Origin of the sequence: Streptococcus mitis, from assembly GCF_047464035.1 — a bacterium.
GTDB lineage: Bacteria > Bacillota > Bacilli > Lactobacillales > Streptococcaceae > Streptococcus > Streptococcus mitis_DX.
On record NZ_JASHCQ010000009.1, the window covers coordinates 17186 to 39169 of the forward strand.

25 protein-coding genes, 1 tRNA gene, 1 pseudogene and 1 riboswitch are annotated in these 21984 nt (G+C 39.2%); of the genes and pseudogenes, 20 read left to right on the top strand and 7 right to left on the bottom strand.

Annotation, left to right across the window (positions count from 1 at the left end; genetic code table 11):
* Positions 1–35: 35 nt before the first annotated feature.
* Positions 36–467 carry a GtrA family protein gene (locus QM818_RS04410; protein WP_000701189.1) on the bottom strand — a complete coding sequence of 144 codons (432 nt, stop codon included), beginning with the start codon at positions 465–467 and terminating at the stop codon, positions 36–38.
* 28 nt (positions 468–495) lie between these two features.
* Positions 496–593, top strand: a riboswitch (PreQ1 riboswitch).
* Between QM818_RS04410 and QM818_RS04415 the strand changes: the two genes are divergently transcribed.
* From QM818_RS04415 to dapA, 4 genes are all read left to right on the top strand, one after another.
* A complete protein-coding gene (locus QM818_RS04415) occupies positions 591–1100 on the top strand; it encodes a QueT transporter family protein (protein ID WP_261080669.1) in 510 nt (169 codons plus the stop codon). Its footprint overlaps the riboswitch before it by 3 nt.
* 99 nt (positions 1101–1199) lie before the next feature.
* A tRNA-Thr gene (locus QM818_RS04420) sits at positions 1200–1272 on the top strand.
* A gap of 629 nt (positions 1273–1901) precedes the next feature.
* The gene (locus QM818_RS04425; RefSeq protein ID WP_000542462.1) at positions 1902–2978 is read left to right on the top strand and encodes an aspartate-semialdehyde dehydrogenase; all 1077 of its coding nucleotides are present in this window, start codon (positions 1902–1904) and stop codon (positions 2976–2978) included.
* Between the two features lie 55 nt (positions 2979–3033).
* Positions 3034–3969 (top strand): 4-hydroxy-tetrahydrodipicolinate synthase, encoded by a 936-nt coding sequence (gene dapA / locus QM818_RS04430; protein ID WP_261039321.1) that lies wholly within the window; start codon positions 3034–3036, stop codon positions 3967–3969.
* Positions 3970–4015: 46 nt separating this feature from the next.
* Here dapA and mnmE read toward each other — a convergent pair whose 3' ends face one another.
* Both mnmE and QM818_RS04440 read right to left on the bottom strand, forming a co-directional pair.
* Positions 4016–5389 carry a tRNA uridine-5-carboxymethylaminomethyl(34) synthesis GTPase MnmE gene (mnmE, locus tag QM818_RS04435; RefSeq protein WP_261039322.1) on the bottom strand — a complete coding sequence of 458 codons (1374 nt, stop codon included), beginning with the start codon at positions 5387–5389 and terminating at the stop codon, positions 4016–4018.
* Positions 5390–5526: 137 nt separating this feature from the next.
* On the bottom strand, positions 5527–5709 hold the full coding sequence (locus QM818_RS04440) for a 4-oxalocrotonate tautomerase (protein WP_001117397.1): 183 nt from the start codon (positions 5707–5709) through the stop codon (positions 5527–5529).
* 123 nt (positions 5710–5832) lie between these two features.
* Between QM818_RS04440 and QM818_RS04445 the strand changes: the two genes are divergently transcribed.
* From QM818_RS04445 to msr(D), 14 genes are all read left to right on the top strand, one after another.
* Positions 5833–6432: a thymidine kinase gene (locus QM818_RS04445; protein ID WP_261039324.1), complete on the top strand. Its 600-nt coding sequence runs from the start codon at positions 5833–5835 to the stop codon at positions 6430–6432.
* Positions 6433–6505: 73 nt separating this feature from the next.
* Complete coding sequence (locus QM818_RS04450; RefSeq protein ID WP_261039358.1) at positions 6506–6895, top strand: GNAT family N-acetyltransferase; 390 nt, start codon at positions 6506–6508, stop codon at positions 6893–6895.
* A 16-nt stretch (positions 6896–6911) separates the two neighbouring features.
* Complete coding sequence (gene prfA, locus QM818_RS04455; RefSeq protein ID WP_001028815.1) at positions 6912–7991, top strand: peptide chain release factor 1; 1080 nt, start codon at positions 6912–6914, stop codon at positions 7989–7991.
* Positions 7991–8827 (top strand): peptide chain release factor N(5)-glutamine methyltransferase, encoded by an 837-nt coding sequence (gene prmC / locus QM818_RS04460; protein WP_261080670.1) that lies wholly within the window; start codon positions 7991–7993, stop codon positions 8825–8827. The genes prfA and prmC overlap by 1 nt, the downstream gene beginning before the upstream one ends.
* Positions 8811–9413 carry an L-threonylcarbamoyladenylate synthase gene (locus QM818_RS04465; RefSeq protein ID WP_261080671.1) on the top strand — a complete coding sequence of 201 codons (603 nt, stop codon included), beginning with the start codon at positions 8811–8813 and terminating at the stop codon, positions 9411–9413. The genes prmC and QM818_RS04465 overlap by 17 nt, the downstream gene beginning before the upstream one ends.
* A 1-nt stretch (position 9414) precedes the next feature.
* Positions 9415–9846, top strand: coding sequence for a GNAT family N-acetyltransferase (locus QM818_RS04470; RefSeq protein ID WP_247932960.1), 432 nt, complete (start codon positions 9415–9417; stop codon positions 9844–9846).
* Positions 9847–9905: 59 nt separating this feature from the next.
* Positions 9906–11162 (top strand): serine hydroxymethyltransferase, encoded by a 1257-nt coding sequence (glyA, locus tag QM818_RS04475; protein WP_414299962.1) that lies wholly within the window; start codon positions 9906–9908, stop codon positions 11160–11162.
* Positions 11163–11169: 7 nt separating this feature from the next.
* Complete coding sequence (locus QM818_RS04480) at positions 11170–12144, top strand: nucleoid-associated protein (protein ID WP_169435151.1); 975 nt, start codon at positions 11170–11172, stop codon at positions 12142–12144.
* Entirely contained in the window at positions 12144–12758 is a 615-nt protein-coding gene (pmp23, locus tag QM818_RS04485; protein ID WP_136936795.1) for a cell wall hydrolase Pmp23, read from the top strand. The genes QM818_RS04480 and pmp23 overlap by 1 nt, the downstream gene beginning before the upstream one ends.
* A gap of 73 nt (positions 12759–12831) precedes the next feature.
* On the top strand, positions 12832–13806 hold the full coding sequence (locus QM818_RS04490) for a DUF1002 domain-containing protein (protein ID WP_136936794.1): 975 nt from the start codon (positions 12832–12834) through the stop codon (positions 13804–13806).
* Positions 13807–13879: 73 nt separating this feature from the next.
* Complete coding sequence (rlmD, locus tag QM818_RS04495; RefSeq protein ID WP_414299963.1) at positions 13880–15235, top strand: 23S rRNA (uracil(1939)-C(5))-methyltransferase RlmD; 1356 nt, start codon at positions 13880–13882, stop codon at positions 15233–15235.
* A 514-nt stretch (positions 15236–15749) separates the two neighbouring features.
* A complete protein-coding gene (locus QM818_RS04500; RefSeq protein WP_000873143.1) occupies positions 15750–15920 on the top strand; it encodes a hypothetical protein in 171 nt (56 codons plus the stop codon).
* Between the two features lie 385 nt (positions 15921–16305).
* Positions 16306–17523, top strand: a complete 1218-nt coding sequence (gene mef(A) / locus QM818_RS04505) for a macrolide efflux MFS transporter Mef(A) (RefSeq protein ID WP_000417519.1) — start codon at positions 16306–16308, stop codon at positions 17521–17523.
* 20 nt (positions 17524–17543) lie between these two features.
* On the top strand, positions 17544–19007 hold the full coding sequence (gene msr(D) / locus QM818_RS04510) for an ABC-F type ribosomal protection protein Msr(D) (RefSeq protein WP_000420313.1): 1464 nt from the start codon (positions 17544–17546) through the stop codon (positions 19005–19007).
* Between the two features lie 117 nt (positions 19008–19124).
* On the opposite strand, the gene QM818_RS04515 is transcribed toward msr(D), so the two are convergent.
* The 4 genes from QM818_RS04515 to QM818_RS04530 are packed head-to-tail and all read right to left on the bottom strand — an operon-like array spanning position 19125 to position 20369.
* Positions 19125–19424, bottom strand: a complete 300-nt coding sequence (locus QM818_RS04515; RefSeq protein ID WP_001072467.1) for a DUF5960 family protein — start codon at positions 19422–19424, stop codon at positions 19125–19127.
* Positions 19411–19779, bottom strand: a complete 369-nt coding sequence (locus QM818_RS04520) for a hypothetical protein (protein ID WP_000567222.1) — start codon at positions 19777–19779, stop codon at positions 19411–19413. Before QM818_RS04520 ends, QM818_RS04515 begins: the two co-directional genes overlap by 14 nt.
* Before the next feature lie 12 nt (positions 19780–19791).
* Positions 19792–20127, bottom strand: a complete 336-nt coding sequence (locus QM818_RS04525; RefSeq protein WP_000806926.1) for a DinB/UmuC family translesion DNA polymerase — start codon at positions 20125–20127, stop codon at positions 19792–19794.
* Entirely contained in the window at positions 20124–20369 is a 246-nt protein-coding gene (locus QM818_RS04530) for a hypothetical protein (RefSeq protein ID WP_001813542.1), read from the bottom strand. The genes QM818_RS04525 and QM818_RS04530 overlap by 4 nt, the downstream gene beginning before the upstream one ends.
* Before the next feature lie 508 nt (positions 20370–20877).
* Here QM818_RS04530 and QM818_RS04535 point away from each other — a divergent pair.
* Positions 20878–21444 (top strand): annotated as a pseudogene (locus QM818_RS04535) (hypothetical protein).
* 321 nt (positions 21445–21765) lie between these two features.
* The gene (locus tag QM818_RS04540) at positions 21766–21954 is read left to right on the top strand and encodes a hypothetical protein (RefSeq protein WP_000179769.1); all 189 of its coding nucleotides are present in this window, start codon (positions 21766–21768) and stop codon (positions 21952–21954) included.
* The last annotated feature ends 30 nt before the right edge of the window (positions 21955–21984 follow it).

Below are 21984 nucleotides of genomic sequence, written 5' to 3' on the forward strand. Positions count from 1 at the left end.
AGAAATTCTTGCAAGCTATATGTTTAAAATTTTTCTTATTTTTTAAAAATAAATACCTTACTAAAAATGTAATTGAGGATAATTATTAAGAATTGTGCAATAATTGTTTCAATACGATTCACTCTATTAATATTATTATTTACAAATTGCCCGATAATATTAGGAAACTGAGTTACAAAGAGAAAAGTTAAAAACAAGTCTAAAAGAAAAGTAGAAAGACGTGCTATAGTAAATTTTACTAAACGGATTGACCAATTCTGCCTAGCTTGCTTAAATACAATTGTATCATTTGTAATGAATGCAAAGAGGATACCGATAATATTTGCCAAGGCAGTCGCAAGGAGTTCTTGATGACTTAGTTGATAAATGACTAATCGTGATAGTATAGCAACAAGAGTAGTCACTATACCAAAAAAGAGATAGGCTAAGACTTCATTGCTAAAAAATTTTTGAATAGGAATTTTCATGGTTTAAGTATAGCATAAAGCAGGCTATTGTGCTATACTAGTAAAGTTGAATAAAGCAACCCTTGGTGCTTAGCTTCTTTCACCAAGCATATTACACGCGGACAACACGCTAAAGGAGAAAAGATGAAAAAATTAACTATTCGTGATGTAGCAGATATTGCAATCGTTGCTGCTATCTATGTCGTTTTGACTGTCACACCACCTCTAAATGCCATTAGCTATGGTGCCTATCAGTTCCGTATTTCAGAAATGATGAATTTTATGGCTTTTTACAATCCCAAGTACATCATTGGAGTTACCATCGGTTGTATGATTGCTAATTTCTTTAGCTTCGGACTGCTAGATGTCTTTGTTGGTGGTGGATCAACCCTAGTATTCCTTAGTCTAGGTGTTTGGCTTTTTGCAAAATACAGCAAAGATTACCTCTTTAATGGATTAATTCGAAAAGATCATTTCTTCTTTTCAATCCTCTTTTCAATTTCCATGTTTACCATCGCTGCAGAGTTGAATATTGTAGCGCAATTACCATTTTTCCTTACTTGGTTTACAACAGGAGTTGGTGAATTTGCCTCATTAATTGTTGGAGCGATTATTATCGGTAAAATTGGTCGTCGAATCGATTTAAGCAAATAGAAGAAGATAAGCTAGGCAACTCTGACCTGGCTTTTTCTTATGCAAAATTTCTAAGGAAACTTGACAAGTTTTTCTAACTATAGTATACTTTTTAAGTAAGCTGATTTAGCTCAGTTGGCAGAGCGCATCCATGGTAAGGATGAGGTCGCCGGTTCAATCCCGGCAATTAGCATTAAATAGACAGAAAAGCCCTTGATTTACAAGGGTTTTTGTTATGTTTTCCCCAAGTTTTTCAAAGATGTTTCTTATGCACCTGTGTAAATAAAACTAATACTCAATGAAAATTAAAGAGCAAACTAGGAAGCTAGCTGCAGGCTGATCAAAGCACTGCTTTGAGGTTGTAGATAAGACTGACTAAGTCAGCTCAAAACATGTTTTTGAAGTTGTCGATAGAACTGACGAAGTCAGCTCAAAACACTGTTTTGAGGTTGTAGATGAAACTGACGAAGTCAGTCACATATATACGGTAAGGCGACGCTGACGAAGTTTGAAGAGATTTTCGAAGAGTATAAAGAGTTTCGTCTGTTGACAAAAGTGATTCTCTTTAGTAGAATAGAAGGTGCGATGAGTCGATAGGTAGTCTTCGGACTACTATTGAGCATAAGGAGGTCATAACGCAGGAGCGGACCTTGATGAGTTGTGTGAACCTGCTCATCACATGAAGATGCCTCTTAGTCCCTAGTCTAGCGACTGGGGATTTTTATTTTCCAAAAAATGATGAAAAAGCTTTGCAATTCATGGAAAAAGTAGTATAATACATCTATTATAGAAATTTTTAGAAAATTCCGAAAGAGGTTACTTATGGGATATACAGTTGCTGTAGTCGGCGCGACAGGTGCTGTCGGTGCTCAGATGATAAAAATGTTGGAAGAATCAACACTTCCAATCGATAAAATCCGCTTACTTGCTTCTGCACGTTCAGCAGGCAAGACTTTGAAATTTAAAGATCAAGATATTACGATTGAAGAAACGACTGAAACAGCTTTTGAGGGAGTTGACATTGCTCTATTTTCAGCAGGTGGTTCTACATCAGCTAAGTATGCACCATACGCAGTGAAAGCTGGAGCGGTAGTAGTAGATAATACATCTTACTTCCGTCAAAATCCAGATGTTCCTTTGGTTGTTCCAGAGGTCAATGCTCACGCACTTGATGCTCACAACGGAATCATTGCCTGCCCTAACTGTTCAACTATCCAAATGATGGTGGCTCTTGAGCCAGTTCGCCAAAAATGGGGCTTGGACCGTATCATTGTTTCAACTTACCAAGCAGTTTCAGGTGCTGGTATGGGAGCAATTCTTGAGACACAACGTGAACTTCGTGAAGTTTTAAATGATGGAGTGAAACCACGTGATTTGCATGCGGAAATCTTGCCTTCAGGTGGTGACAAGAAACACTATCCTATCGCCTTCAACGCTCTTCCACAAATTGATGTCTTCACTGATAATGATTACACTTACGAAGAGATGAAGATGACTAAAGAAACGAAAAAAATCATGGAAGATGATAGTATTGCAGTATCTGCAACATGCGTCCGTATTCCTGTTTTGTCAGCCCACTCTGAGTCAGTTTATATCGAAACAAAAGAAGTGGCTCCAATCGAAGAAGTGAAAGCAGCTATCGCAGCCTTCCCAGGTGCTGTTCTTGAAGATGATGTGGCTCATCAAATCTATCCTCAAGCCATCAATGCAGTGGGTTCACGTGATACCTTTGTTGGTCGTATCCGTAAAGACTTGGATGCAGAAAAAGGAATTCACATGTGGGTTGTTTCAGATAACCTTCTCAAAGGTGCTGCTTGGAACTCAGTTCAGATTGCAGAAACTCTTCATGAACGTGGCTTGGTTCGTCCAACAGCTGAATTGAAATTTGAATTAAAATAGTCATATTGTTTAGGAGTTCAGATGAACTCCTTCTTTGAAATAGAGAGGTGTTTTCATGTCTTATCAAGATTTAAAAGAGTGTAAAATCATCACAGCCTTTATTACCCCCTTCCATGAGGATGGTTCTATCAATTTTGATGCCATTCCAGCCTTGATTGAGCATCTGTTGGCGCATCATACGGATGGAATTCTTCTCGCAGGTACCACTGCTGAGAGTCCGACATTGACTCACGATGAAGAGTTGGAGCTCTTTGCAGCTGTACAAAAAGTTGTTAATGGACGTGTTCCTTTGATTGCGGGTGTGGGTACCAATGATACGCGTGACTCTATTGAGTTTGTCAAAGAAGTCGCGGAATTTAGCGGTTTTGCTGCTGGGCTTGCTATTGTTCCTTACTACAACAAACCTTCTCAAGAAGGCATGTATCAGCACTTTAAGGCAATTGCAGATGCTTCTGACTTACCAATTATTATCTATAACATTCCAGGTCGTGTGGTTGTCGAATTAACTCCAGAAACCATGCTTCGTTTGGCTGACCATCCAAATATTATTGGTGTCAAAGAATGTACTAGCCTGGCTAATATGGCTTACTTGATTGAGCACAAACCAGAAGAGTTCTTGGTCTATACTGGTGAGGATGGAGATGCTTTCCATGCCATGAACCTTGGTGCGGATGGGGTTATTTCTGTTGCCTCTCATACAAATGGGGATGAGATGCACGAGATGTTTACTGCAATTGCAGAAAGCAATATGAAAAAAGCCGCAGCTATTCAGCGTAAATTCATTCCTAAGGTCAATGCCCTCTTCTCTTATCCAAGTCCTGCTCCTGTTAAGGCGGTTCTTAACTACATGGGATTTGAAGCTGGACCAACTCGTCTACCTCTAGTTCCAGCACCAGAAGAAGATGCCAAACGCATTATCAAGGTTGTTGTAGATGGCGACTACGAAGCGACTAAGGCAACTGTAACAGGGGTTTTAAGACCAGATTACTAATAATTACAATAAAATCCATGACCGCAACAACGATCATGGATTTTTCTTATTTTCCTAAACAGAATTGGCTAAAGAGTTGGGTAATGAGTTCATCTGGAGCAGCATCACCTGTGATTTCTCCGAGGATTTCCCAAGTACGAGTCAAGTCAACTTGAAGCAAGTCAACTGGCATACCCAGTTCAAGACCTTCGTTAACAGCTTGTAGACTTTCAACAGCCTTTTCAATCAAGGAAATATGACGAGCGTTAGACAAGTAAGTGGCATCTTGCTCAACCAAACCAGCATTTTCAAAGAAGAGGTTGTTGATTCTCTCTTCAATCTTATCAATATTTTGGTTTTTAAGAACTGAAATGCGGATGACATTTTCAGGAAGTTCTGAAGTTTCAATTGCTTCAGGAAGATCAGTTTTGTTAAGAAGAATAATACGGTTGGTTTCTTGGCTGATTTCTAGGAGTTGACGATCTTGGACTGTCAGAGGTTCACTGGCATTTAATACAAGTAGTACCAAGTCAGCTTCCTTGAGGGCTTTTTTCGAACGCTCGACACCGATTTGCTCCACAATATCATCTGTTTCACGAATACCGGCTGTATCAATCAATTTGAGTGGAACACCATTGATGTTGACGTACTCCTCGATGACATCTCGTGTTGTCCCTGCGATATCTGTTACGATAGCCTTGTCCTCACGCAAGAGATTGTTGAGAAGACTTGATTTCCCAACGTTGGGGCGTCCGATGATGGCTGTGGAAATTCCCTCACGGAGGATTTTGCCGCGGCGGGCTGTTCGAAGCAGATTGGTTAACAATTGCTCAAACTCCATAGTCTTCTCACGGACAACAGCAGTAGTAGCTTCCTCAACATCGTCATACTCAGGATAATCGATATTGACCTCGACTTGGGCAAGAGTATTGAGGATTTCTTGACGGGTATTGTTAATCAGGTCTGAAAGGGAACCATCTAGTTGTTTGACAGCAATGTTCATGGCCTTGTCAGTCTTGGCACGGATGATATCCATTACCGCCTCAGCCTGTGTCAAGTCTACACGTCCGTTTAGAAAGGCCCGTTTAGTAAATTCACCAGGTTCTGCCAACCGAGCTCCTTCACGAATAGCTAGCTGGAGAATTTCATTGGTCACCGCAATCCCACCGTGGGTGTTAATCTCGATAATATCCTCACGAGTGAAGGTTTTTGGAGACTTCATAGCCCCAATCATAACCTCGTCCATGACCTTACCAGTTTGAGGGTCAATGATGTGACCGTAGTTAAGAGTGTGGCTAGCAACCTTGCTCAAGTCTTTTCCTTTAAAAATCTTTTGCGCAATATCAAAACTTTCTGTTCCGCTCAGGCGGACAATACCAATAGCCCCTTCACCTAGTGGAGTAGAGATAGCAGCGATGGTATCAAATTCACGTGTAATCATAATGTTTCCTTTAATAAATAGCTCTTTTCTTGGAAATTTTTCCAAGTCTCTTTTCAAATTGTAACAAATTTGAACTATTTCTTCAATGGATGCTACTTGGAGATTGAAAAAGCCTAAGCAATTCTGCTTAAGCTAGCTTATTTGGTGCGCATTTCCCCTTGTGGGAAGTAAGTTCCTTCTGGCATGTCGTTGATGATGACATGGACAGCAGATTGAGGTGCTCCAGTGTTACGGACAATAGCTTCCGTTACTTCTTTAGCAAGAGCTTTCTTTTGCTCGAGCGTGCGTCCTTCAAATAAATCGATGCGTACAAATGGCATAATAGCTTCCTCCACTAGTTTTTGATTTCTTCTATTTTACCACATTTTGCCGTTTAAAGCTTAAGAAAATTATGATATACTAGAATGTAGCAATAATTTAGAAATGGACGTGAAGCAAGAAACATGGCACAGTTGTATTATCGTTATGGGACCATGAACTCTGGTAAGACGATTGAGATTCTCAAGGTGGCCTATAACTATGAGGAGCAAGGAAAAGGTGTTGTGATTATGACCTCGGCTCTGGATACGCGTGACGGTGTTGGCTATGTGTCGAGTCGTATTGGCATGAAACGCCCTGCCATTGCGATTGATGAAACGACGGATATCTTCGGCTATATCCGAGACCTATCTGAAAAACCATACTGTGTGTTAGTTGATGAGGCCCAGTTTCTAAAGCGTCACCATGTTTACGACCTAGCTCGTGTTGTTGATGAGTTAGATATACCCGTCATGGCTTTTGGTTTGAAAAATGATTTTCGCAATGAACTGTTCGAAGGTTCCAAGTATCTCTTGCTTTTAGCAGACAAGATTGATGAGATTAAGACCATTTGCCAGTATTGCAAGAAAAAGGCGACCATGGTGTTGCGTACGCAGGATGGACTACCTGTTTATGATGGAGAGCAGATCCAGATTGGTGGTAATGAAACCTATATCTCAGTTTGTCGTAAACATTATTTTGCGCCAATGATAACCTCTAATAAGGAGCAAAACAATGATAATTGAACTAAGAGATGTTACAACGTAAAATTATTTTGATGTTTTGAATTTGGATGTCAAGGAATATCAAAAATAATTCATTGCAACCAACGCAATTAGTTTAGCTGAAGCATACGTCTACACTAAAAATGGAGATTTTGTAGCTCCATTGGCAGTTTATGATAATGATGCAATTATAGGTTTTGTGATGATAGCTTATGATAAAAAGATCGGAATTAGTAGTGGAAATTATTTACTATTTCGTTTTATGATTGATAAGAATTTTCAAAATCAAGGATATTTTAAACCAATTATGGATAAAGTACTAGACTATGTTCGGACAGCGCCAGTAGGTTTAAGCAATAAACTTTGGTTGTCTTATGAACCAGAAAATGAACATGCAAGATATTGTTACCTCAGTTATGGATTTAAAGAAACTGGGGAAATATCCGAGAACGAAGTAGTAGCAATCTATGATTTTAACAATTGAGAAATAAGGAGAAAAAATGAACATCTATGATCAACTACAAGCTGTAGAAGACCGTTATGAAGAATTAGGAGAGTTGCTCAGTGACCCAGATGTGGTATCGGATACCAAGCGATTTATGGAATTATCCAAGGAAGAAGCTAGTACCCGTGACACGGTTACAGCCTACCGTGAGTACAAACAAGTCCTTCAAAATATCGTCGATGCTGAAGAGATGATTAAGGAATCAGGTGGAGACGCGGACTTGGAAGAAATGGCTAAGCAAGAGCTCAAAGATGCCAAGGCTGAAAAAGAAGAATACGAAGAAAAACTCAAAATTTTGCTCCTTCCAAAGGATCCAAACGATGACAAGAACATCATCCTTGAAATTCGTGGAGCGGCTGGTGGAGACGAAGCAGCACTTTTCGCTGGAGATTTGCTAACCATGTACCAAAAGTATGCGGAAGCACAAGGATGGCGCTTTGAAGTTATGGAAGCTTCTATGAATGGTGTCGGAGGTTTTAAAGAAGTGGTTGCCATGGTTTCAGGTCAATCTGTTTACTCTAAACTCAAGTATGAGTCTGGTGCCCATCGTGTTCAACGTGTCCCTGTGACAGAAAGCCAAGGGCGTGTGCATACCTCTACAGCGACAGTCCTTGTCATGCCTGAAGTGGAAGAGGTAGAATATGATATTGATCCAAAAGACCTTCGTGTTGACATCTACCACGCATCAGGTGCTGGTGGACAGAACGTCAATAAGGTTGCGACTGCCGTTCGTATCGTTCACTTGCCAACCAATATCAAGGTTGAGATGCAGGAAGAACGTACCCAGCAGAAAAATCGTGAGAAGGCCATGAAAATCATCCGCGCGCGTGTTGCTGATCACTTTGCTCAGATTGCACAAGATGAACAAGACGCTGAGCGTAAGTCAACAATCGGTACTGGTGACCGTTCAGAACGAATTCGTACTTATAACTTCCCACAAAACCGTGTCACAGACCACCGTATCGGCCTAACTCTCCAAAAACTAGATACCATCTTGTCTGGTAAATTGGATGAAGTTGTGGATGCCTTGGTACTCTATGACCAAACACAAAAATTAGAAGAATTAAACAAATAATGAAATTAGCTCAATTATTTTCAGATTTTGAAGAAGAGTTGATAAGACAAGGAGAGGAAGCTGAAAGCCTCTCTTTTGTCTATCGTAGCCTGAAAAATCTATCTTTTACGGACTTTGTTTTTGCCCTCCAGCAGGAAGTGACGGAAGAGGAAGAAGTATTTGTAAAAGGAATTTTCCAACAGTTAGCAGCTCATAAACCGGCACAGTACATCATTGGACAGGCAGATTTTTATGGAATGCAGTTAAAAGTTGATGAGCGAGTATTGATCCCTCGTCCAGAAACAGAGGAGTTGGTGGAGCTTATTCTGGCTGAAAATCCTGAGACGAATCTTTCAGTTCTGGATATTGGAACAGGTAGTGGAGCTATTGCTCTCTCCTTAGCAAAAAACAGACCAGCTTGGTCGGTGACAGCAGCAGATATTTCCCAAAATGCTTTAGATTTAGCTAGCGAAAATGCTAAAAATCAAAATCTTCAAATATTTTTAAAAAAATCTGACTGTTTTACAGAAATTTCTGAAAAATATGATATAATTGTTTCCAATCCACCCTATATCTCTCGTGAAGATGCGTCAGAGGTCGGCTTGAATGTTTTGCATTCAGAACCTCATCTAGCTCTCTTTGCAGACGAGGATGGCCTAGCTATTTACCGTAGAATTGCGGAAGATGCAAAAGACTATCTCAAAGATGGTGGTAAGATTTACCTTGAAATTGGATACAAGCAAGGTCAAAGTGTTCCTGAACTTTTTAGGAAACATCTTCCTGAACAGCGAGTTCGAACACTCAAGGACCAATTTGGTCAAGATAGGATGGTCGTAGTTGATGATGGACAGGATTAGACAAGAGTTGGGAAAGGGTGGGGCGGTTGTTTTACCTACCGAGACAGTTTATGGTCTCTTTGCCAAAGCTCTAGACGAAAAAGCAGTTAATCATGTATACCAGCTCAAACGTCGTCCAAGAGACAAGGCGCTTAATCTCAATATCGCCTCTTTAGAGGATATCTTGAACTTTTCAAAGAATCAGCCAACTTATCTACAAAAACTTGTAGAGACCTTTTTACCAGGTCCCTTGACCATTATCCTTGAAGCCAATGACCGAGTTCCCTATTGGGTCAATTCTGGCCTTGCAACTGTTGGATTTCGGATGCCCAGTCATCCCATTACCCTTGATTTGATTCGAGAGACGGGGCCCTTGATTGGACCGTCTGCCAATATTTCAGGTCAGGCAAGTGGAGTGACATTTAAGCAAATTCTAGAGGATTTTGACCAAGAGGTTTTGGGTCTGGAAGACGATGCTTTTCTAACTGGACAGGATTCAACTATTTTGGATTTGTCTGGAGACAAGGTGAAAATCTTACGCCAAGGGGCCATTAAGCGAGAAGATATTCTTGCTCGGTTGCCAGAGATTTCTTTTGAGGAGGCTTAAAATGCTAAGAAATTTAAGAGAAACAGATGTGAAAGCTATTTGTAACATCAACCAAGAGGCTTTGGGCTATTCTTTTAGTCCAGAGGACACAGCTAGTCAACTAACTATATTATCTCAGGATTCACATCATTTCCTACTTGGCTATGAGGATGAAGACAGTCATGCCTTGCTTGGATATGTCCACGCTGAGGTCTATGAATCACTTTATTCTAAAGCAGGATTTAATATTTTAGCCTTAGCAGTTTCACCTCAAGCGCAAGGGCAAGGTATTGGTAAAAGCTTATTGCAAGGGTTGGAGCAAGAAGCAAAAAGACGCGGCTATGGGTTTATCCGCTTAAACTCTGCCGATCATCGTCTGGCTGCTCATGCATTTTATGAAAAAGTTGGTTATACTTGTGATAAAGTGCAGAAACGGTTTATTCGCATCTTTTAGTTTATTTTCTTATTGTAAAACAAACTAAAGGACCAGTCACACTATAAAGGAGAAGACCTATGATTTTTGACAAAGACGATTTTAAAGCATATGATGCTGATCTCTGGAATGCTATTGCCAAAGAAGAAGAACGCCAACAAAACAACATTGAGTTGATTGCTTCGGAAAACGTAGTTTCCAAGGCTGTTATGGCAGCTCAAGGGTCTATCTTGACGAATAAATACGCCGAAGGCTACCCAGGTCGCCGTTATTATGGTGGAACAGATGTAGTAGACGTGGTGGAATCTCTAGCCATTGAACGCGCAAAAGAAATTTTCGGTGCTAAATTCGCCAACGTCCAACCTCACTCAGGAAGCCAAGCCAACTGTGCGGCTTACATGGCCTTGATTGAGCCTGGCGATACGGTTATGGGAATGGATTTGGCTGCAGGTGGTCACTTGACTCATGGGGCTCCTGTTAGCTTCTCAGGTCAAACCTACAACTTTGTTTCTTATAGTGTTGATCCTGAAACGGAACTCTTGGATTTTGATGCTATCTTGAAACAAGCCCAAGAAGTAAAACCAAAATTGATCGTAGCAGGTGCTTCAGCCTATTCTCAAATTATCGACTTCTCAAAATTCCGTGAAATCGCAGATGCTGTTGGGGCTAAGCTCATGGTCGATATGGCTCATATCGCTGGTTTGGTTGCAGCTGGTCTACACCCAAGTCCAGTGCCATACGCTCATATCACGACAACAACGACCCACAAAACCCTTCGTGGTCCACGTGGTGGTTTGATTTTGACTAATGATGAAGAACTAGCTAAGAAAATCAATTCAGCAATTTTCCCAGGTATTCAGGGCGGTCCTTTGGAACATGTTGTTGCAGCTAAGGCAGTTTCTTTCAAAGAAGTTTTGGATCCAGCCTTCAAGGAATATGCTGCTAATGTTATCAAAAACAGTAAGGCTATGGCAGATGTCTTCTTGCAAGACCCTGATTTCCGTATCATTTCTGGTGGAACTGAAAACCACCTTTTCCTAGTTGATGTAACCAAGGTTGTAGAAAACGGAAAAGTTGCTCAAAACTTGCTGGATGAAGTCAATATTACTCTAAATAGAAACTCAATCCCTTACGAAAGCTTGTCACCATTCAAGACAAGTGGTATTCGTATCGGAGCAGCAGCCATTACTGCACGTGGATTTGGTGAAGAAGAAAGTCGCAAAGTGGCTGAGCTCATCATTAAAACCCTAAAGAATGCAGAAAATGAAGCTGTCTTAGAAGAAGTGAGAAGTGCAGTTAAAGAATTAACAGATGCCTTCCCATTATACGAGGACTAATACTTTTATGGACATTTATATTAAGAAAGCTATTATTCATCAGTTCAGTCCGGATGATACCGAGCTGTTCCTAGCGGATAAGTTTCTCAATATCACTCCAAAAATCGAAGAATACCTGCGTAAAAAAATTGAACGTGTGTATTCAGATGAAGCCAAGACTGGGATTTTCGAAGAAGAAAATCCCTTCTTCAATCACATCACAGACGATTTATTGGAGACATCAGTGACACTGGCTAATCTCTGGAAAGAGGAGTTCAGCATTTCAGAAAATCTTAAGACCAATGACTTGATTTTTGTGCAATTTTCTAAAGAAGGTGTAGAACATTTCGCTTTCTTGCGAATTGCCCTGCGGGAGACTTTGACTCACCTCGGAGGAGAAGTTGAGAATCCAATCAAGATAACTCAGAATAACCTGCCTGGATTTGGAACGGGTGCTGACGAATCCTTGGTGGTCAATCTTCAGAGTCGCAAGTACCATCTGATTGAAAAACGAATCAAGTATAACGGGACTTTTTTGAATTATTTTTCAGATAATCTCCTAGCCGTCGCCCCTAAAATTTCACCTAAGAAATCTATCAAAGAACTGGAAAAAACGGCCCAGCGCATTGCTGAGACTTTTAACACAGATGATTTTCAATTTCAATCTAAGGTCAAATCAGCGATTTTCAATAATCTAGAAGAAAGTAATGAATTGTCACCTGAAAAATTGGCCAACGACCTTTTTGACAATAATCTGACGGCTCGTTTGAGCTTTATTGATCAAGTCAAGGAAGCTGTACCAGAGCCTGTTCAATTTGATGAAATTGATGCCAGTCGTCAGCTTAAAAAATTTGAAAACCAAAAACTTTCCTTGTCAAATGGAATTGAGCTTATCGTTCCCCATAACGTCTATCAAGACGCCGAGTCTGTTGAGTTTATCCAAAACGACAATGGAACCTACTCTATCTTAATCAAAAATATCGAGGATATCCAAAGTAAATAATGTTTAAACGAATTCGAAGAGTGCTTGTACTAGCAGTCTTCCTTTTTGCTGGATATAAAGCTTACCGCGTTCACCAAGATGTCAAGCAAGTCATGACCTATCAACCCATGGTGCGAGAAATCTTGAGTGAAAAAGACACCCCAGCAAACGAAGAGCTTGTGCTCGCTATGATTTATACCGAAACAAAAGGAAAAGAAGGCGATGTTATGCAGTCTAGTGAGTCTGCTAGTGGCGCTACCAATACCATCAATGATAATGCCTCTAGCATTCGGCAAGGCGTTCAAACTCTGACAGACAATCTCTATCTGGCCCAGAAGAAGGGGGTAGATGTCTGGACGGCTGTTCAAGCCTATAATTTTGGACCTGCCTATATCGATTTTATCGCCCAAAATGGCAAGGAAAACACCTTAGCTCTGGCCAAACAGTACTCTCGTGATACTGTTGCTCCCTTGCTGGGTAATACCACTGGAAAGACTTATAGTTATATGCACCCCATTTCTATTTTTCACGGTGCCGAACTCTATGTAAATGGAGGAAACTATTACTATTCTAGACAGGTGCAACTCAACCTTTACATCATCAAATGTTTCACTCTCTTTTCGACATCTGGCTAGCCCAGGTGTTTTTGTTATAAGTTTTCTTTAAGATAGATATATTACTCTAGAAAGGTAAAGGAGGGAATTCCCTATGAGAAAGAAACTCTTTCTGACCAGTGCTGCGGTCTTGTGGGCAGTAACAGCTATGAATAGTGTCCATGCAGCAACAGATGTTCAAAAAGTCATCGATGAAACCTATGTCCAACCTGAATATGTCCTAGGTTCATCATTGTCTGAAGAACAAAAAAATCAAACCCTTAAAAAACTAGGCTACAATGCCTCAACAGACACCAAAGAACTCAAGACCATGACACCTGATGTCTATTCTAAGATTATGAATGTGGCCAATGACTCTAGCTTACAATTGTATTCATCAGCCAAGATTCAAAAGCTAGGGGACAAATCGCCACTTGAGGTCAAGATTGAAACACCTGAAAACATCACTAAGGTAACTCAGGATATGTACCGAAATGCAGCCGTAACTTTGGGTGTGGAACACGCCAAAATCACTGTAGCAGCCCCCATTCCAGTTACAGGAGAAAGTGCTTTAGCAGGGATTTATTATTCGCTAGAGGCTAATGGAGCCAAGGTACCGCAAGCCAATAAAGATTTGGCTCAAGAAGAGTTGAAGGCTTTGTCAGATATCAATGCTGAAAATAAGGACAAAACTGGCTATGATGCTAATAAATTGAACGTTGCCCTAGCCGATATCAAGTCAGGACTCTCCAAGGCTAAAGAAAGCAAGGGAAATCTGACAGAGGAAGATGTCCGTAAAATTGTTGAAGATACCTTAAAAAATTACAAACTTGATCAGGTTATAACAGGAAACCAGATTAATATTATCATTAATTTTGCTTTGAATCTCTCAAAGAGTGATATCCTCAGCAATGCAGACTTCACTAAAACCTTAAATGACCTTAAACAAAGTATCGTATCACAAGCTGGCGACAGTTTTAAAAATATCAACCTTAACTTTGATGCTGATAAGGCGCTAGAAGACGGGGGTAACTTCTTAAGTTCCCTCTGGCAAGCCATTGCCAACTTCTTCAAGAGTTTTGGTTCTTAAGAAATTTCATGGTATAATAGATGGTAACCGTAACGTTGCCGTCTTTTTTGTCGGCCAATAGAAAGAGAAGAGAATGTTAAAGAAAAATGATATTGTAGAAGTTGAAATTGTTGACTTGACCCACGAAGGTGCAGGAGTGGCCAAGGTGGATGGTTTGGTCTTTTTTGTAGAGAATGCTTTACCAAGTGAAAAAATCCTCATGCGTGTCCTCAAGGTCAATAAAAAGATTGGTTTTGGAAAAGTAGAAGAATACCTTGTCCAATCACCACACCGTAACCAAGACGTAGATTTGGATTACCTGCGTTCAGGAATCGCGGATTTAGGACACCTTGCCTATCCAGAACAGCTCAAGTTTAAAACCAAGCAGGTCAAGGACAGTCTCTACAAGATTGCTGGAATTGCAGATGTAGAAGTTGCTGAAACTTTGGGTATGAAAAATCCAGTCAAGTACCGCAATAAGGCGCAGGTCCCTGTTCGTCGAGTGAATGGTGTTTTGGAAACTGGCTTTTTCCGTAAGAATTCCCATGTCCTCATGCCTCTAGAAGATTTCTTTATCCAAGATCCTGTGATTGATGAGGTAGTTGTAGCCCTACGCGATTTGCTCCGTCGTTATGATTTGAAACCTTATGATGAAAAGGAACAATCTGGCTTGATTCGAAATCTTGTGGTGCGTCGTGGACACTATTCTGGACAAATCATGGTCATTTTGGTAACAACTCGTCCTAAAGTTTTCCGTGTGGAACAATTGATTGAACAATTAATCAAGCAGTTTCCAGAGATTGTGTCTGTTGTGCAAAATATCAACGACCAAAATACCAATGCGATTTTTGGTAAGGAATGGCGCACACTTTATGGACAAGATTTTATCACTGACCAGATGTTGGGAAATGACTACCAAATCGCTGGACCCGCTTTTTACCAAGTCAATACTCAAATGGCAGAGAAGCTTTATCAAACAGCCATTGACTTTGCTGCATTAAAAGAAGACGATGTGATCATTGATGCCTATTCTGGTATCGGGACGATTGGTCTTTCTGTTGCGAAACATGTCAAGGAAGTCTATGGTGTCGAAGTGATTCCAGAAGCGGTTGAGAATAGCAAAAAGAATGCTCAGCTAAACAATATTTCAAATGCCCACTATGTTTGTGACACAGCTGAAAATGCTATGAAAAATTGGCTTAAAGATGGAATTCAACCAAGCCTTATACTAGTGGACCCACCAAGAAAAGGACTCACAGAAAGCTTTATCAAGGCAAGTAGCCAAACAGGAGCCGACCGCATCGCCTATATCTCATGTAATGTCGCCACCATGGCGCGTGATATCAAACTCTACCAAGAATTGGGATATGAGTTGAAGAAAGTTCAGCCAGTGGATTTATTTCCTCAAACGCATCATGTTGAGGCGGTAAGTTTGCTAGTCAAGGAGTAAAACGACGAAGATTAGCATTTACTTCCGCCCATGCGATAGCTGTCCGTGATTGACAAGTGCTAGCACGCAGACAGAACGGAGATAGCGAACCGCTGAGTGTGTCGCTCTGCTCGTAAAAGCTTAGAAACCTTTGAACGAAAGGGATAATGAAAGCCTTGATTGCAAGGCTTTTTGCTTTATGGTGGGTAAGTATCAGAGTGAGAAAATTTTTGGAATGAGTAGAAGTGATAGCTAGAAATTATCAGTTTCTATTTCCATTTACCCTGTGGGTACGTGTTTGTTTCCATTGACAAGGAGTTTGTGGGAATAGAAATGTACCCACCTTGTTTGAATCAAGTGAAGTGTAGTTGAAGGAAATCTGTTGAAAGCAATACTTCATTTTACCGAATAAGTAATAATTTAGGCAACTTCAAATCGATTAAAAAAAACTATTTTAAAGGTTAAGAGTAGACAAAAATTGTCCACTCTTTTTTGCAAACTCAATTTATCAATAAATGAAATGAGGGAATGTAAAATGAAATATTTTGAGGTTGAGTTAGAAAATCCTGATGAATTTTTAAAACTACAAACAGAAGATTTTGTGAAAGCTAATCGCTTGCTACTAAGGAAGATAATCCAGAGCGTTACAGTCTATGAAGAAAACTTCGTCATATCCTTTAAATCTGGCATCGAATTGGAAGTATGAGTCTCATTCCATAACTTTTATATTGAACATATCATCTTGTTGTGTTATACTATAAATTGATATAAACAAAGATGTAGGAGGAACCGAAACTATGACAGCCTCAATGCGTTTAAGATAAGCTGGCAATAAAAAAAGCAGAATCTATACCCGATGATAGGCTTTTTTGTTGTGCTTATTTATACGATATTGAGCATTCATTAGTTACGGTGAGGATATTGGTTATTTAACTATACCTTTATTTAACTATGTCTTTAATATGAATGTTTCCAAATTGTATGTATGCAGACCAAAAGCCACATTGTGGGGTTTGGCCTGCATTTTTTATTGCCTAGAATGCTATTCAAAATAGAAATTCAAGCAAAATAATATGCAGGAGATAATATAAATGGAAAAATACAACAATTGGAAACGAAAATTTTATGCAATATGGGCAGGGCAAGCAGTATCATTAATCACTAGTGCCATCCTGCAAATGGCGATTATTTTTTACCTTACAGAAAAAACAGGATCTGCGATGGTCTTGTCTATGGCTTCATTAGTAGGTTTTTTACCCTATGCGATTTTGGGACCTGCCATTGGTGTGCTAGTGGATCGTCATGATAGGAAGAAGATAATGATTGGTGCCGATTTAATTATCGCAGCAGCTGGTGCAGTGCTTGCTATTGTTGCATTCTGTATGGAGCTACCTGTCTGGATGATTATGATAGTATTGTTTATCCGTAGCATTGGAACAGCTTTTCATACCCCAGCACTCAATGCGGTTACACCACTTTTAGTACCAGAAGAACAGCTAACGAAATGCGCAGGCTATAGTCAGTCTTTGCAGTCTATAAGCTATATTGTTAGTCCGGCAGTTGCAGCACTCTTATACTCCGTTTGGGATTTAAATGCTATTATTGCCATCGACGTATTGGGTGCTGTGATTGCATCTATTACGGTAGCAATTGTACGTATACCTAAGCTGGGTAATCAAGTGCAAAGTTTAGAACCAAATTTCATAAGGGAGATGAAAGAAGGAGTTGTGGTTCTGAGACAAAACAAAGGATTGTTTGCCTTATTACTCTTAGGAACACTATATACTTTTGTTTATATGCCAATCAATGCACTATTTCCTTTAATAAGCATGGAACACTTTAATGGAACGCCTGTGCATATTTCTATTACGGAAATTTCCTTTGCATTTGGGATGCTAGCAGGAGGCTTATTATTAGGAAGATTAGGGGGCTTCGAAAAGCATGTATTACTAATAACAAGTTCATTTTTTATAATGGGGACCAGTTTAGCCGTTTCGGGAATACTTCCTCCAAATGGATTTGTAATATTCGTAGTTTGCTGTGCAATAATGGGGCTTTCGGTGCCATTTTATAGCGGTGTGCAAACAGCTCTTTTTCAGGAGAAAATTAAGCCTGAATATTTAGGACGTGTATTTTCTTTGATCGGAAGTATCATGTCACTTGCTATGCCAATTGGGTTAATTCTTTCTGGATTCTTTGCTGATAAAATCGGTGTAAATCATTGGTTTTTACTATCAGGTATTTTAATTATTGGCATTGCTATAGTTTGCCAAATGATAACTGAGGTTAGAAAATTAGATTTAAAATAAACAATATTGGAGGAAATGTTATGGAATTAATATTAAAAGCAAAAGACATTCGTGTGGAATTCAAAGGACGCGATGTTTTAGATATAAATGAATTAGAAGTATATGATTATGACCGTATTGGTTTAGTAGGAGCAAATGGTGCTGGAAAAAGCACTTTACTCAGGGTACTTTTAGGAGAATTAACTCCCCCAGGATGTAAAATGAATCGTCTGGGTGAACTTGCCTATATTCCCCAGTTGGACGAAGTAACTCTGCAGGAGGAAAAAGATTTTGCACTTGTAGGCAAGCTAGGTGTTGAGCAATTAAATATACAGACTATGAGCGGTGGTGAAGAAACAAGGCTTAAAATAGCACAGGCCTTATCGGCACAGGTTCATGGTATTTTAGCGGATGAACCTACGAGCCATTTAGACCGTGAAGGAATTGATTTTCTAATAGGACAGCTAAAATATTTTACAGGTGCACTGTTAGTTATTAGCCATGACCGCTATTTTCTTGATGAAATAGTAGATAAAATATGGGAACTGAAAGATGGCAAAATCACTGAGTATTGGGGAAACTATTCTGATTATCTTCGTCAGAAAGAGGAAGAACGTAAGAGCCAAGCTGCAGAATACGAACAATTTATTGCGGAACGTGCCCGATTGGAAAGGGCTGCGGAGGAAAAGCGAAAACAGGCTCGTAAAATAGAACAGAAGGCAAAAGGTTCTTCAAAGAAAAAAAGTACTGAAGACGGAGGGCGTTTAGCTCATCAAAAATCAATAGGAAGTAAGGAAAAAAAGATGTATAATGCTGCTAAAACCCTAGAGCACAGGATTGCGGCCTTAGGAAAAGTAGAAGCTCCGGAAGGCATTCGCAGAATTCGTTTCAGGCAAAGTAAAGCATTGGAGCTCCATAATCCATACCCTATAGTCGGTGCAGAAATTAATAAAGTATTTGGGGATAAGGCTCTGTTTGAAAATGCATCTTTTCAAATTCCGTTAGGAGCAAAAGTGGCGTTAACTGGTGGTAATGGAATCGGAAAAACAACTTTAATCCAAATGATCTTAAACCATGAAGAAGGAATTTCTATTTCGCCTAAGGCAAAAATAGGTTACTTTGCACAGAATGGTTACAAGTACAACAGTAATCAGAATGTTATGGAGTTTATGCAGAAGGATTGTGACTACAATATATCAGAAATTCGTTCAGTGCTAGCATCTATGGGGTTCAAACAGAACGATATTGGAAAAAGTTTATCTGTTTTAAGCGGTGGAGAAATTATAAAATTGTTGCTTGCTAAAATGCTCATGGGTAGATATAACATCCTAATAATGGATGAACCCAGTAACTTCCTTGACATACCAAGTTTAGAGGCTTTGGAAATACTAATGAAGGAGTACACCGGAACTATCGTGTTTATCACCCACGATAAACGATTACTCGAAAATGTAGCAGATGTAGTTTATGAAATTAGAGATAAGAAAATAAATCTGAAACATTAAATTTAAGGTAGTCGCTGGTCAGTATAGTCTGTTCTGGTTGGCGACTCCATTGTTAAAGAGTATAAAGACTTTAGATTTTATGAATATTAAAAATAGGAACAGTCAATTGAACTGCTCCTATTTTTCTGCTAAATATATTGTAGTTTTCTTATATGTATAATGATAGATTAGCGGATTCTCATCTACGGTACTTACTTCAAATATGAAGAAGTGATCGCGGTTATCTCTGGACTTTTCCTTATTGAGGACAAAGTAATTCTTACGTGAAGTCGCCATTGTTTTTAGGATATCATCAGTTAGGAAGGTCAATGGAATATTCATGTTAGAGTAGCGGTAGAAGTCACGTTCAAAATCTTGGTAGCTCTCGCTATAATAGTCCATTTGTAGGTGATTACGCTGAAACTCAAGCTGATTCATAGAGCACCTCCTCGACAAGTTCAATACTAATAATGTCTTTTAATTTCAAATTGATGTGACCTGTTGTAGTTTTTATCAAAATGAAATCTTTGGTCAGACTTGGTATTGTTCCAGTGTAGGAAACACGCTTGTTTTTTTCAATCACTTGAATGCGTGTGCGTAGCTGCCCGGCGTATACTTGACTGAGGAGTAATAATTTCTTCTCTAGTGATAAGTCAGACATGTACGTTACTTTGTTTGTATCATCAGAGAGTGCTGATGCATGTTCAGATAGGAAAAAGCCCATCCATTTTTGCATCTTTGTATCCTGGTACTCTCTTGCTGATTGAAATGGTAAATATGAACGGTCAATCATATCAAATCCTTTCTATGCAGAGGCAAGGGTATTTTTATCAAATTGAATCGTAAAACCTTGAATTCCCCCACCTGTGTAACATTCTTTAAAGCGATTGATTACCTCAGTATAGATTATCACAGATGAGCTTGTTGGCTTAATGCTAAATGTAAATTCCAATGGTAATCGGTTTTCAGATTTAGCATGTACTAGTCGTATCGATATTTCAGTTGTTTTGAGTTTTCTCTGACGAAGTTTTGAAGTTGCTGTTTCAACGATTCCATGTAAAAATCTTTCAAGCATTTCAATATCATTACATCCTTTGCTACGGATTTCTGAAAATTGTACTGTATTTTTTTCTTGTTTCATTTTAATCCCTCCAATCCACCCGCGGAATGACCACCGATAAGTTTACTGCGTTCAATATTTCTGGAACCTTCAGTTAGGACGGTTCCTTTTTGTATGGCTAAAAAACCAAACTGTTCTCTGACAACATCAATAGCTGTCTGAAGTCTATTATCTTTTTCAATTTGTTCTACATCATCAAAGAGTGATAGTAGAGTATAGCTTTCATCTACGAAGCCACTATAAGATACACCAATTTGTCTCACTGCACCAGAGGTGTATTTTTTCGGAATAATACAAGTACATGACTCACCATTGTTTTGGGGAGATTTGCGGGTTCAATTTTATTCTGAGCATTTATAGATTTTTTCATCTCAGTCCTAGAATAGCCAATATGAATAGAAACGACAGTAGTCAATACTAGGGCTACTGTTCCGTTCCACAGTATCATTTAAAAATCATTTTCACACCCTTTCGTCTATTAGTATAGAAGAAAGCTCTCAGCACATGTCGAGTGTGTAAGCTTGTTAGTGAAACGTAGCTAATCCTCAAAAGGTTCACCCAAACCTTTTGAGTCCCACAAACGCATCACGTTGAGGCGGTATCACTGCTTGTACGAGCTGAAGCATCAGCGAAGTAGAAGCAGATGCTCCGCCCATGGGATAGGACTCGGAGAATGAGGAGGGAATATGATGAGATGATACAGAAAGCCTGAACTGATCAGGTGACGTGCTTATTTACATTAGCCTAATGATGAAAATAGAAAGATTATCGATGGTTATATTGGAATTGTACCAAAATGATTATTCTAAAGATATAGTCGCGTTTGATTCAATAAAAGAGGGGAAAACTTTTGTAGCTCAAATCCCTGGATATACTTTAGAAACAGAAGATGGATTTGAAGTAGAGTTTTTTAATCCTACAAATCTACCAGACTATCTGGAAATTATCTATAACGGAAACATTGTACCTTTGTCTAAATTTATGTTTGATCCTGAGGAAAATGTTGACATTATTTGGAAAGAAATCTCGAATCTATCCGAACCAAGCGAAAAAGTAATTGAAGGCTATTCCAAAATCGATGCCTATGTTGTTAACAACGATGAAGTTAAAACCTAAGTGGAAGCAAGAGAAGCGAACTATCGGCAGGCAAAAGACTTTCTAGAATGCAGTGGATATGAAGTAGACAGAAGCTTTTTCAGAAGTGAAGACGGTGAAGCGATTCTCTACAGAAAAAAAGGTGCAGAAGATTGGCATTTCTTGTGTTACTTAGACCCAATATTTTTAGAGATTGAAGATGTAGAGGGATATGTTAAAGAAGAGGTTGGAGAAATTCAATAGTCAACCAAAGTTCCTTATCAGCATGTAGATTTGCTAGTAAAATCGTCAAATCCTTGTAACAAAGGGGGTTAAGAGAACCCTTGAGTGTAAGCCGTTTTCTTGTTTAGAGGGGACGTATTAGAGTATCCGCTCATAATTTATACTAGACCTGATAACTTATTTGAGATAGATTTTATTTCTATAAATACTGTGGAAATTTTTTAATACCAAAGATTTAAAGTTACTGTGTTAAAAAACCTCCCCACTTTTAAACTAATGTATTATAAAAATCAGTTGACATAAGTGTTATACCTGTGATAGAATTGACTTGAGGTGAAGAAAATGGCAACAGATAAAAATAGAATAATGATTAGCTTGGATGATAAAAATTTAGAGAAACTTGAAAATTTAGTAGAAGATGCTAGAGATAGAAGAGGAATGCGACTAACAAAGTCCCAAGTTATTGAATTACTCCTAAATACCGTTGATTATTTCGATGATATTATGGGAGCTATTTACTCAAAAAAATAACAGCGAAAATGCTATTATTTTTTTTACAAA

What these genes read in the sequence shown, in the direction of transcription:
- QM818_RS04540 (WP_000179769.1), top strand. Translation starts at nt 21,766, where the DNA reads ATGGCAACAGATAAAAATAGAATAATGATTAGCTTGGATGATAAAAAT.
- QM818_RS04480 (WP_169435151.1), top strand. Translation starts at nt 11,170, where the DNA reads ATGGACATTTATATTAAGAAAGCTATTATTCATCAGTTCAGTCCGGAT.
- pmp23 (WP_136936795.1), top strand. Translation starts at nt 12,144, where the DNA reads ATGTTTAAACGAATTCGAAGAGTGCTTGTACTAGCAGTCTTCCTTTTT.
- QM818_RS04500 (WP_000873143.1), top strand. Translation starts at nt 15,750, where the DNA reads ATGAAATATTTTGAGGTTGAGTTAGAAAATCCTGATGAATTTTTAAAA.
- dapA (WP_261039321.1), top strand. Translation starts at nt 3,034, where the DNA reads ATGTCTTATCAAGATTTAAAAGAGTGTAAAATCATCACAGCCTTTATT.
- QM818_RS04470 (WP_247932960.1), top strand. Translation starts at nt 9,415, where the DNA reads ATGCTAAGAAATTTAAGAGAAACAGATGTGAAAGCTATTTGTAACATC.
- QM818_RS04410 (WP_000701189.1), bottom strand. Translation starts at nt 467, where the DNA reads ATGAAAATTCCTATTCAAAAATTTTTTAGCAATGAAGTCTTAGCCTAT.
- QM818_RS04415 (WP_261080669.1), top strand. Translation starts at nt 591, where the DNA reads ATGAAAAAATTAACTATTCGTGATGTAGCAGATATTGCAATCGTTGCT.
- prfA (WP_001028815.1), top strand. Translation starts at nt 6,912, where the DNA reads ATGAACATCTATGATCAACTACAAGCTGTAGAAGACCGTTATGAAGAA.
- prmC (WP_261080670.1), top strand. Translation starts at nt 7,991, where the DNA reads ATGAAATTAGCTCAATTATTTTCAGATTTTGAAGAAGAGTTGATAAGA.
- QM818_RS04490 (WP_136936794.1), top strand. Translation starts at nt 12,832, where the DNA reads ATGAGAAAGAAACTCTTTCTGACCAGTGCTGCGGTCTTGTGGGCAGTA.
- QM818_RS04520 (WP_000567222.1), bottom strand. Translation starts at nt 19,779, where the DNA reads ATGATTGACCGTTCATATTTACCATTTCAATCAGCAAGAGAGTACCAG.
- QM818_RS04515 (WP_001072467.1), bottom strand. Translation starts at nt 19,424, where the DNA reads ATGAATCAGCTTGAGTTTCAGCGTAATCACCTACAAATGGACTATTAT.
- QM818_RS04525 (WP_000806926.1), bottom strand. Translation starts at nt 20,127, where the DNA reads ATGAAACAAGAAAAAAATACAGTACAATTTTCAGAAATCCGTAGCAAA.
- QM818_RS04445 (WP_261039324.1), top strand. Translation starts at nt 5,833, where the DNA reads ATGGCACAGTTGTATTATCGTTATGGGACCATGAACTCTGGTAAGACG.
- QM818_RS04440 (WP_001117397.1), bottom strand. Translation starts at nt 5,709, where the DNA reads ATGCCATTTGTACGCATCGATTTATTTGAAGGACGCACGCTCGAGCAA.
- mnmE (WP_261039322.1), bottom strand. Translation starts at nt 5,389, where the DNA reads ATGATTACACGTGAATTTGATACCATCGCTGCTATCTCTACTCCACTA.
- QM818_RS04465 (WP_261080671.1), top strand. Translation starts at nt 8,811, where the DNA reads ATGATGGACAGGATTAGACAAGAGTTGGGAAAGGGTGGGGCGGTTGTT.
- glyA (WP_414299962.1), top strand. Translation starts at nt 9,906, where the DNA reads ATGATTTTTGACAAAGACGATTTTAAAGCATATGATGCTGATCTCTGG.
- QM818_RS04425 (WP_000542462.1), top strand. Translation starts at nt 1,902, where the DNA reads ATGGGATATACAGTTGCTGTAGTCGGCGCGACAGGTGCTGTCGGTGCT.
- rlmD (WP_414299963.1), top strand. Translation starts at nt 13,880, where the DNA reads ATGTTAAAGAAAAATGATATTGTAGAAGTTGAAATTGTTGACTTGACC.